Raw genomic sequence first — 9,710 nt, 5'->3', positions numbered from 1 at the left:
ATCGTCGAAAGAATACCAGCCCGCGCCCTTCGATCCCTTGCCGTAACGCTCGAGATAGGCCTTGCCGCGCTCTTCGTCGATGATGTCGTGCTCGCCGGGAACCCAGTGGATCGGAACGCCGGTCTCACTGAATACCTTGTCAGCGTTATCGAACTCGGCCGGCTTGGAAAGATGGGTGATGTCGCCGGTGTGAATGATGAAGGACGGCTTGGCCGGCATTGCCTTCACCCTGGCGACCGCCTCGCGCAGCGTGCCCAGCGCATCCGGATTGGCCGCCTTGTCGAAGCCGATGTGGCTGTCGCTCATTTGCAGGAAGGTGAATCCGGTCGGCTCTGCGGCCGCCGCCTCACCGATCAAACCCACGGAATGGGGAATACCCCCGCTGACAGTCCAGAGGACGCCGGTTCCCGCCCAAAGCATGCATTCGAGCACTTCGCGGCGGCCCAACCCCTTCTCGTCAAGGCCTCTTTTACCCATGTCATAGTTCTCCCTATGGGGCCGATCGAACCCCAAATGGCGCTGGATTGCGCCGTACACGGAAGACTCCGTCACCTTCCGCTTTATTCCAGCGGCGCGATTTTTCTGATCAGCCAAATGCGAAAATTGAAAGCGCGACGGCGGGAAGAGGTGCCCAGTGGTGTACGGCATCGACCTGAGCCCTGGGGCAAGCGAGTGCCGCCGACGAAAAGGAGAGCGAACTCAGCAATTACGAGAGCAGGATGGCTTGGTTGCGCGCCATCCCGCTCCAGACCTGTTCCCGACGATTATTTGACGTTGGGCTTGAGCAGTTCCTGCGCACGCGCAGAAGTCAAATTCGCCTTCGTGATCAGGGTCGCCTCTGTTTCGATATTGGCCGGCACCTTCTCGCCCTTCGCGGCGGCGAATGCCGTCTTGACACCATCATAACCCATGCGAAACGGGTCCTCGACGATCAGCCCGGTAATCACATTGTCCTGCAGGAATTTGACGAGCTTTTCGTCCGATCCAAAACCGATGATGTGGATCTTGTCCTTCGTCGTCTTTTCGGCCACGGCCTGGCCCACCGCCTGCGTCATGACCGGATCCGAGACGAACACCCCGCGCAGGTCCTCCATACTGGCAATAAACTCCTTCATGATTCCGATGGCTGCTGCGGGCTTGCCGTCGGCGGCCTTTTCGGCAGCGACATTAATCGCACCATATTTCGCGGCGACCGCGTCCTTGAAGCCCTTGGCACGCTGATCGAGCGAGGGAACCCCGGAAGTGGAAGTGATGATCACGACGTCGCCTTCCGCATCGGCATACGTTTTCTGGATGGCGGTAACGAGAGTGTCGGCTGCGATGCCGCCCGCTCTCAAGCTGTCGATCGCAAGCAGTGAGGTCATCGCTTTGGTGTCAGCAGATGAGTCGATGCCGATCACCTTGGTTTTTTTGGCCGCCTCATCGATCGGCTTTCCGAGGGCGGCAAATTGCGCCGGTGCGATCACGATTGCCGCCGGGTCGGTTTCCACCGTTTTTTCGAGCACGCCAATCTGACCGTTCACGTCGGATTCGGACTGCGCGCCGAGGCCTACGACATTGACGCCGAGCTCCGCGCCCGCCTTGCGGGCGCCGGCGAGGACAGCCTGCCAGTAAGGCGAGTTCAAATCCTTTACGATCACAGGAATCGTCGACTTTGTCTGCGCGAAGGCTGGTGTCCAAAGCGCTATACCGGCAAGCATGCTGGCAACAAGCACTATCTTTCTCATCCTCTTCCTCCTGATTTGGGCTCAGCGCCCTTATGTTGAACAGGCAATCGTGGGTTCTCACGTTGCGCAGGCGCGGCTTTGTCAAACCCGCGTCATGCCAACTTCGAAAAACTCGCTTCCGGCCTTACGCCCGCGTGCTTTGCATAGGCTGCGCCGTATCACCGAGGCCCGAACCTTCGCCAGGGAGATCGGTGAAGGATCAGGCTCCGGTGACACGCCGCCGCGCCACTGACAGAAAGATTCTTTGCAGCAGGGCGATAATGAAGAATCGAAATGCCAGTCGTGCGGAGTCTATTCAGACCGCCGCAAGGGGTTGATCGGTGACGGCGAGCAACTCCTTGCCCTGCGTGTAGACGACGGTTCTGATGCCAAGCACCGAGCGCAATTTTTCTGCCGGAACGACCAGAGGCGTCGGCGCAGGGGCCGTACCCGGCGCTGGCTGAGGAAACGCCGTGGACCTCGCGGTGTGGAAATTGACGCTGCCTTCAACCTTTTGCATCAACTGATGAATGTGCCCGTTGAGCACCGTCACCGAGCCGAAGCGCTTCAACATCGATAGCGCTTTCTCTGAATCCTCCGTACCCCAACCCCAATCCTTGGAGACCGTCCATAACGGAATGTGGGCGAAGACGACGATCGGCGTGGAAGCGGAAAGACCCTTCACATCATCGGCAAGCCACGCCAGTTGTTCAGGTCCGAGCTTGCCCATGCCGCCGGCCTCGAGGTTCATCACATTGTTGAGACCGATGAAATGCACACCGTTCTGATTAAAGGAATACCAGCCGGTGCCCTTGGTGTTCTTGCCGTAACGCTCGAGGTAGGATTTGAGGGGAACCTCATCGAGGTTGTCGTGCTCGCCTGGCACGTAGTGCGTCTCGAGCCCCGAACTGCCGATGACTTGCGCGGCGTCGTCGAATTCCTTCGGTTTCGACAAATGGGTGATGTCGCCGGTATGCAGCATGAAGGCCGGCTTGTTGGGAAGCGCCTTGATCTTGGCGATGGCCTCTTGGAGCGTGCCAAGCGCATTCGGATTGGCCGCTTTGTCAAAGCCGACGTGACTGTCGGAAATCTGCAGGAAGGTGAAGCCGTTACCTTCGGCTGCCTGCGCCGATCCGATCAGGCTGGATCGCGGAATACCGCCGCTCACTGTCCACAAAACGCCAGTGCCGGCCCAGAGCATGCATTCGAGGGCATGACGGCGGCTGACACCATCTTCGTGATTGTCCTTACTGTGTGACATACGTTTCCTCATTTTTGTTTTGACCAGCGTTCAACCAGACAAAACACCGGACTGAGGATGCGGAAGAAATATTCCTTGGCGCGATACACGAATAGGTGATGTGCTCGTGCTCTCCACGTGAAGCACCCGAATCAATCTGCAAGATGCGTTGCAACGATTTCAACTTGCGACCCCAAGCTACCGGTCTCTGACCGGTGCTCCGCGTCCGGCTTTGCTCAGTGACGCGCTTTGATTAGGGGCACTGGCGGCAGCGCTCGCCAAGGCCCAGGCCGAGATAGCGAATCCAAAGAAATCTTTGACCGCGACAATTGTCTCACCGTTCCCGCGCGAAGGTAGCCGGACCTTTCACTACGCGCCGTTGTCCTCCGGGCTTAATCTTGTTCGCAAGTGCTTAGGTCAGCACGGGATCGCAACCGTCCAGGCCACGGCAATCGACCAGGACACCAAGCTGATCAGACTCACCACCACCCTTATCCACGCGTCCGGAGAATGGATCTCGTCGGACTGGCCGGTCTGCCCGGTCAGCGAGACAGCCGCGCCCCATCGGTTAGGCGCTGCCCTCACCTACGCCCGCCGCTATGCCCTGTTCACCCTGGTCGGCATTGCCGGCGAGGATGATCTCGACGCGCCGGACCTTGTGCCGCCAACTGGGCCCTCCGCCTCACAAGACGCATCGGCAAGTCCGGACAACGGAGCTGCAGGTCCATATTTGCAGACCCCTCAAAGGCGGGTCCGTTCAGAAAGGTCCAGGCCACCGACTTTGTCGGCTGATGCCTCGGATGAGCTACGTCGTCGGTTGTTATCAGAAATTGAGCAGCTGAAAAGTTCAGAAGTTCTTGCCAGCTGGGCGCAGCAGGCCCTGCCCTGAAAAACCAGCTCTCAACGGCAGATGCCCAGGCCCTCGAGCAGGCCTTCAGTGCCAAGCTGAGCCGACTTTGACAACCTTCAATCCGCTGCACCGAAAGATCAGAAAGAGAATGGTTATGGTAACCCGTCATTCGAAATCGATGCTGGCGAACAGACGGTCAGTGTCATCTGCAAGCCCGTGCGCGAGCGCGACCGCGAGCATCTGAAGTTCGTGGCCTCTCAGCCTTGTTATCTGCGGCCGAACTCCATCGGATCCGCACCACATCAAGTTTGCCGAACAGCGGGCGATGGGGCGGAAGGTCAGCGACCGCTTCACCGTCCCAATCTGCCGACTGCACCGTGAACTGCACCGGAAGGGCAATGAGCGTGCCTGGTGGGAAAAGCAGGCGATCGATCCGTTACTCGTTGCGGCCAGCCTTTGGGCCAAGACTCATGGGTTCGCTTCGGCCGCAATAGACATCGATGGCGAAAGAGCTCAGCCTGCGCTGCGGGCTGGTCTCAAATTGACGAAACGAAGCCAATTCTTCGGCCGGAGGCCGAATGACATCCTTCCGGCAAATCGAGGCCAACCGCCGCAACGCGCAGCTCAGTACGGGACCTGTCACCGAAGAGGGCAAAACAAGGTCGCGGCAAAATGCGGTTCGTCATGGGCTCACCGCAGAAACCGTGATCGATGCGCTGGAAGATGCCGAAGACTACGCGGCCTTCGAAATGGCGATTACGGCCGACTATGACGCGCAATCGGCGGTCGAGAGAGAACTGGTGCTCAGACTGGCGAGCTTGTTATGGCGGCTGCGTCGCGCGACCGCCATTGAGAGCGGGCTGTTCAAGATCCAGGCCCAGCACCTGCTGCTGTTTCGCCAAAGCCGCCGCGCTCATCGAATGCGGCAGAATATGATTGACAGCATGTATCGAGATACGGTGGCGACCGATGTCGACATGCGGCACAATGAGGACGAGCCAACCGGCAGTCTGGAGGCTGGCCAGCCTTCCACCGCAGACGCCGCTGATCAACCGGACGACCTCACACGCTCCTTTATCCGCCTGTCCAACCTGCCAACTTACCCGCTCGATCGGCTGAGCCGTTATGAGGCCACGCTCTGGCGCCAAGCTTGTCAGATCCTGTTCACACTGCGCTGCCTAGACCAGCGCAAGCCATGGCAAAGACTAAGATTGCGTTGATCCCTACCAACCTCTTGGGCGCGCCGTGGGGAGAGGCAGAGGCCCAGCAAAACTAACGGTATCGCCGGGGGACAGCGCTGTCATTCCGTCGGATGATTGCCTACAACGGTCATTCGCATTTGGAAATTGAAGGCGCGACTTAGCCAAGCGAGAGGTACCGAGCCAGCAAGCCAAGCGATTCTGTCATTAGGGCACCCGCATGGAGTTTTCGGAAGCACGGGCTACTGGTACCGTGCTTCCGCGTCTGCGATCTAGTTTCCAAGTTTAGAGAGGCCGACAGCTATGGGATTCATCGACATTTCGCGTTCGAAGCGCAGCCCGGGCGTTCAGCGGAACAAATCGGTTGAGCAGTTCCGCGCCATATCATCTTTCGGGCTCGCTTTCGATCGTGTTCACCTCAGTCGAGGCGGCCGCCGGATTTTCGACGCCTTGTCGCTCGATCTACGGGAGCAGCGCGTTGGCCTCGTCGGCGACAACGGGTCGGGCAAGAGCACGCTCTTGCGCCTCGCCAACGGCCTGCTGTTGCCGGAACGAGGCGAGGTGATCGTCAACGGTCGTTGCACAAAACAGGCGCGTAGGGAACTGCACGCCGATGTCGGATTCGTGTTCCAGAATCCGGACCATCAAATCATCTTCCCGACGGTCGGCGAAGAAATCGCCTTCGGCTTGATTGAGCGCGGTGAAACCGCGGCGGTGGCCAGACGCGGAGCCGAGGATCTGCTGGCCAGACAAGGCTGTGCCGGCTGGATTGATCGCGCGATCCACGAGTTGTCGGAGGGGCAGAAGCAGCTCGTCTGCATTCTGGCAATCCTTGCCACGGAGCCAACGATATTGCTACTCGACGAGCCTTTCTCCAGTCTCGACCTACCGACACGGCTGTCGCTGTCGGCGAGGCTTGCGCGGTTGCCGCAGCAGATCGTAATGGCGAGCCATGACCTCGACTTGTTGCACGATTTCGATCGGGTGATCTGGTTGGAGAACGGACAGGTGAAGGCCGACGGGATGCCTTCTGAGGTGCTTCCGGACTATCGTGCGCATGCCAGCGCACAGGGCGCGTCCATGCTGGAGAGCGGCGCGGCATGATGGGCGGCTACCTTTCCCGCACGACGTGGCTCCATCGGCTGCCGGCGGGTCTCAAGCTCCTGATGGTCGCGGGCATGAGCGTTGCGCTTCTGCCGGTTCAGGACTGGCGACTTCTCGCGCTTTGGCTGGCTGTCGTGACCGGAATCTATGGAACGTTGGGCCGCGACGCCGTGCGGCGGCTCTGCGTGTTGAAGCCGATCGTTCCACTGCTGGTCATCATCGGTGGTTTGCAGGGCCTCTCCACCCAGTGGAAAGACGGCGCCAGTGTGGTGCTGCGGCTTCTGCTCATGGTGCTCGTCGCCGATCTGGTCACAATGACGACTACGATGTCCGCGCTGATGGACGCCGTCGAGCCGCTATTTCGTTTGCTTCGTCCGCTGGGTGTCAACTCTCGGAAAATCACGCTTTCGGTCGCGCTGGTGCTACGCTTCATCCCCGTGTTGCTGGCCAACTGGCGCGCTCGCGAGGAGGCGTGGCGGGCGCGGTCGCGGCGGCGCGTTCCGCTTCGGATCGTCGTCCTGTTTCTGATCGAGACGCTGCGTCTCGCCGATCAGGTCGCTGAAGCCCTGGATGCGCGCGGCTATGGCCGCGCGGGTCGCCAACCATAAGGATCACGTGCATGGACTCTCGCGCCGTCGCCCGAATCTCGCTCTTCGCCGCCATGATCGCGGTGCTGGGCCTGCTGCCGACCTTCCAACTTCCCGTAGCCGGCGGGGTGCCGATCACCGCGCAGACGCTCGGCGTGATGCTCGCCGGCATCGTGCTCGGTCCGCGTCGGGGTGCGCTTGCCGTGCTGCTGCTACTTTTCGTCGTGGCGCTCGGTGCACCGCTCCTGGCGGGTGGCCGAGGCGGGCTCGGGGTCTTCTTCGCGCCCTCCGCCGGATTCCTCCTGGGCTGGGTCCCGGGCGCGTTTGTCACCGGCGTCGTCATGCAGCGCCTTGCCAAAGCGCCGGTGGTTGCCGCCGCGCTCATGGCCGCGATTGCCGGCGGAATCCTCGTTGTCTATGGCTGCGGCATCGTTGGTCTCGTGATTGTGGCACACATGGGTGCGCTCCAGGCAATGCTGGCCACTGCGGTGTTCCTGCCGGGTGATCTGATGAAGGCGGTTGCCGCGGCCTTCCTGGCCAAGGCCGCTGAGCAGGCCTATCCGGCCGCGCTCGGGCATCGCACGTGAGCATCACGGCGGCGCTGTCGCATCACGCAGCGCGGACGCCGGACCGCGATGCGTTGGTATTCGAGGATCAGCGGGTATCCTGGCGGAATCTCGACCGCGAAATCAACCGGCTGGCCGGTTTCATTGCCTGTGCAACCCCTGAAGGCGGTGGCGTCGCGCTTCATCTGCCGACCAGTCCTGCGCTCGCGCTGCTGTTCCTCTCCGTCGCGCGCGCGGGGCGGGAAGCGCTGGTGCTCGACCCGGATTGGCCAGTCGAGATGACTGGGGCAATCCTGGCACAGCTATCGTCTGCCCTGGTGGTCAGTTTCGACGCGCGCTTCGCCGGAAACCAGGCGATCGTTCTTGCAGATCCCCTGCTGCCCTTCGCGCAGATTGCGCCGGCGCTGGGCGCCTCAACCGATGCGGTCCCAAAGTCGGAGCCGGACGCCCTGACGCCGTTTTACGTGGGTTTTACCTCCGGATCGACAGGCCTGCCCAAAGGCTATCGCCGCCATCACCGGTCGTGGACCGACAGCTTTCGCCATGACGCGCTGGAATTCGGAATCACACGGGACGATGTGATCCTCGCGCCGGGAACGCTGACCCACTCGCTGTTCCTCTATGCACTGGTCCATGGGCTCAATGCCGGCGCCCGCGTCATTCTCTGCCGGCGGTTCAGGCCTGACGCCGTCGTGCGCTTGATCGAAGGCGAAGGCGTCACGGTGCTGTATGGCGTGCCGACCCAGTTGCAGCTGACGATCAAAGCAGCCGGCAAAGCTGCGCTCGCTTCTCTACGCTGGATTCTGTCATCGGGAGCCAAGTGGCCCGCCGGCGAGCGTGAGCCGTTGCGGCGCTTGTTTCCCAATGCTCGGTTTGCCGAGTTCTATGGTGCATCGGAGACGAGCTTCATGACGGTTGCGAAAGCCGACGAAAGCGGTCCCGAAACGTCGGTCGGCCGCGCCTTCTCCGGAGCGGTGGTAACGATCCGGGATCGGGCCGGGCGATCCCTGGCGGCCGAAAGGACGGGCTATGTGTTCGTCGAGAGTCCGTTTCTGTTCATGAACTACGCCTGCGGAGATGCATCCGACCTGCTACGCCACGGCGACGCGATCTCGGTCGGTGACATCGGTTTTCTCGATCCCCAGGGTTTCCTACATCTGGTCGGCCGGGCCAGCCGGAAGATCGTGACGTCCGGCAAGAACGTTTACCCCGAGGAGATCGAACGGGTGCTCGAGTGCCATCCCGCGGTGGCGGCCGCGGCCGTGCTCGGCACCCCCGACTCTAGTCGTGGCGAGCGGCTGGTCGCGCTCGTGCATATACCAGCGGATGCCGCCGTGACCGCCGCGGATCTCATCGCGTACCTGCGAGACGCGTTGCCGCTCTACAAGGTGCCGCGCGTCTATGCGGGCTTGCCGGACTGGCCGCGGACGCGCTCCGGGAAAACCGACTTTGACGCGCTGCGCCAGGTCTGGATCGCGGGCGCGATCGCGCGGAGGCTGCCATGAGCGCAGTGTTCATCGCCGCCGCGCGCCGCACGGCGGTCGTACCCCGTGGGGGCATCTTCGCCAAGGTCGAGGCTGTCGACTTGGCTGAAGCATCCGTTCGAGCGGTGCTCGACGACGCCGGCCTTTCATCGTCAGAGATCGACGAGGTGATACTGGGCAACGCGCTCTATGGCGGCGGCAACCCTGCACGCGTGGCGGCGCTGAAGGCAGGGATACCCGCTGAAGTGCCGGCAAGTACGATCGACACGCAATGTTGTGCCGGCCTCGATGCGATCCTGCTGGCTGCGGCCCGCATCAAGGCCGGAGAGGCCGATGCGATCGTCGCAGGTGGCGTCGAAAGCTTCAGCCGCGCTCCGATCCGCTCCCGCCGTCCGCTCCTTCCCGATGAGGTCGTGCAACCATACGAGAGGCCGCCGTTCACGCCGTGGCCGGAACGGGATCCGGAGATGATCCCCGCCGCCGCGACCCTCGCTGCGGAGTGGGACATCACCCGCGGCGCCCAAGAGGCGTTCGCGATCGAGAGCCATCGCAAGGCGTCGGCGCGCGGCGCAGCGGCGCCGGAATTTGTCTCTGTCTGCGGACATAGGGGGGACCCTTTTGCCCGCCGCCTCACCGCCGGCCTCTGCGCGCGCCTTCCCGTTCTCGCGGGAAGTTCGACCCACGGTGTGACCGCGGCAACCATCGCGGTCGAGGCCGATGCGGCTGCTGCCGTGCTGCTGGTGTCTGAGCGGGCGCTGGCGGCCATCCGTCCTCCGGCCCGCATCGTCCGCATCGCCGGCGGTAGGCGGGCGGGTGGCGATCCCGAACGTCCCGGGCTAGCGCCGATCGAGGCGGCGCGAGCGGTTTTGCGTCATGCGGGATTGTCCGTATCCTCTGTTTCGGTCGCCGAAATCATGGAGGCGTTCGCTGTTCAGGCCATGGTCTGCATTGCCGCGCTCGAGCTCGATCCGGTC

10 protein-coding genes are annotated in these 9,710 nt (G+C 62.0%); 7 read left to right on the top strand and 3 right to left on the bottom strand.

The features are described 5' to 3' along the window. From VNX23_RS11530 to VNX23_RS11520, 3 genes are all read right to left on the bottom strand, one after another. Nucleotides 1-477, bottom strand: a 477-nt coding sequence (locus VNX23_RS11530; RefSeq protein WP_325630100.1) for a metallophosphoesterase family protein, incomplete at its 3' end; no start/stop codon positions are given. Between the two features lie 287 nt (nt 478-764). Continuing rightward, the gene (locus VNX23_RS11525; protein WP_325630098.1) at nt 765-1,727 is read right to left on the bottom strand and encodes a substrate-binding domain-containing protein; all 963 of its coding nucleotides are present in this window, start codon (nt 1,725-1,727) and stop codon (nt 765-767) included. Between the two features lie 295 nt (nt 1,728-2,022). Continuing rightward, nucleotides 2,023-2,967 (bottom strand): metallophosphoesterase family protein, encoded by a 945-nt coding sequence (locus tag VNX23_RS11520; RefSeq protein ID WP_325630096.1) that lies wholly within the window; start codon nt 2,965-2,967, stop codon nt 2,023-2,025. A 295-nt stretch (nt 2,968-3,262) separates the two neighbouring features. Here VNX23_RS11520 and VNX23_RS11515 point away from each other — a divergent pair, with 295 nt between their 5' ends. From VNX23_RS11515 to VNX23_RS11485, 7 genes are all read left to right on the top strand, one after another. Further along, nucleotides 3,263-3,835 (top strand): ERF family protein, encoded by a 573-nt coding sequence (locus tag VNX23_RS11515; RefSeq protein WP_325630094.1) that lies wholly within the window; start codon nt 3,263-3,265, stop codon nt 3,833-3,835. A 539-nt stretch (nt 3,836-4,374) separates the two neighbouring features. Then, a complete protein-coding gene (locus VNX23_RS11510; RefSeq protein WP_325630092.1) occupies nt 4,375-5,016 on the top strand; it encodes a hypothetical protein in 642 nt (213 codons plus the stop codon). 282 nt (nt 5,017-5,298) lie between these two features. Then, on the top strand, nt 5,299-6,099 hold the full coding sequence (locus VNX23_RS11505; protein WP_325630090.1) for an ABC transporter ATP-binding protein: 801 nt from the start codon (nt 5,299-5,301) through the stop codon (nt 6,097-6,099). After that, nucleotides 6,096-6,707: an energy-coupling factor transporter transmembrane protein EcfT gene (locus VNX23_RS11500; protein ID WP_325630088.1), complete on the top strand. Its 612-nt coding sequence runs from the start codon at nt 6,096-6,098 to the stop codon at nt 6,705-6,707. Before VNX23_RS11505 ends, VNX23_RS11500 begins: the two co-directional genes overlap by 4 nt. 11 nt (nt 6,708-6,718) lie before the next feature. Beyond that, nucleotides 6,719-7,273: a biotin transporter BioY gene (locus VNX23_RS11495; RefSeq protein ID WP_325630086.1), complete on the top strand. Its 555-nt coding sequence runs from the start codon at nt 6,719-6,721 to the stop codon at nt 7,271-7,273. After that, nucleotides 7,270-8,757, top strand: coding sequence for an AMP-binding protein (locus VNX23_RS11490; RefSeq protein WP_325630084.1), 1,488 nt, complete (start codon nt 7,270-7,272; stop codon nt 8,755-8,757). Before VNX23_RS11495 ends, VNX23_RS11490 begins: the two co-directional genes overlap by 4 nt. Then, on the top strand, nt 8,754-9,710 hold a 957-nt coding region (locus VNX23_RS11485), incomplete at its 3' end, for a beta-ketoacyl synthase N-terminal-like domain-containing protein (RefSeq protein WP_325630083.1). The genes VNX23_RS11490 and VNX23_RS11485, both read left to right, overlap by 4 nt.

Origin of the sequence: Bradyrhizobium sp., assembly GCF_035570375.1 — a bacterium.
Classification (GTDB): domain Bacteria; phylum Pseudomonadota; class Alphaproteobacteria; order Rhizobiales; family Xanthobacteraceae; genus Bradyrhizobium.
This window is presented reverse-complemented; position numbering and strand designations above follow the sequence as displayed.

Coding starts and splice junctions, on each gene's coding strand:
- VNX23_RS11525 (WP_325630098.1), bottom strand. CDS start 1,727: ATGAGAAAGATAGTGCTTGTTGCCAGCATGCTTGCCGGTATAGCGCTT.
- VNX23_RS11520 (WP_325630096.1), bottom strand. CDS start 2,967: ATGTCACACAGTAAGGACAATCACGAAGATGGTGTCAGCCGCCGTCAT.
- VNX23_RS11510 (WP_325630092.1), top strand. CDS start 4,375: ATGACATCCTTCCGGCAAATCGAGGCCAACCGCCGCAACGCGCAGCTC.
- VNX23_RS11505 (WP_325630090.1), top strand. CDS start 5,299: ATGGGATTCATCGACATTTCGCGTTCGAAGCGCAGCCCGGGCGTTCAG.
- VNX23_RS11500 (WP_325630088.1), top strand. CDS start 6,096: ATGATGGGCGGCTACCTTTCCCGCACGACGTGGCTCCATCGGCTGCCG.
- VNX23_RS11495 (WP_325630086.1), top strand. CDS start 6,719: ATGGACTCTCGCGCCGTCGCCCGAATCTCGCTCTTCGCCGCCATGATC.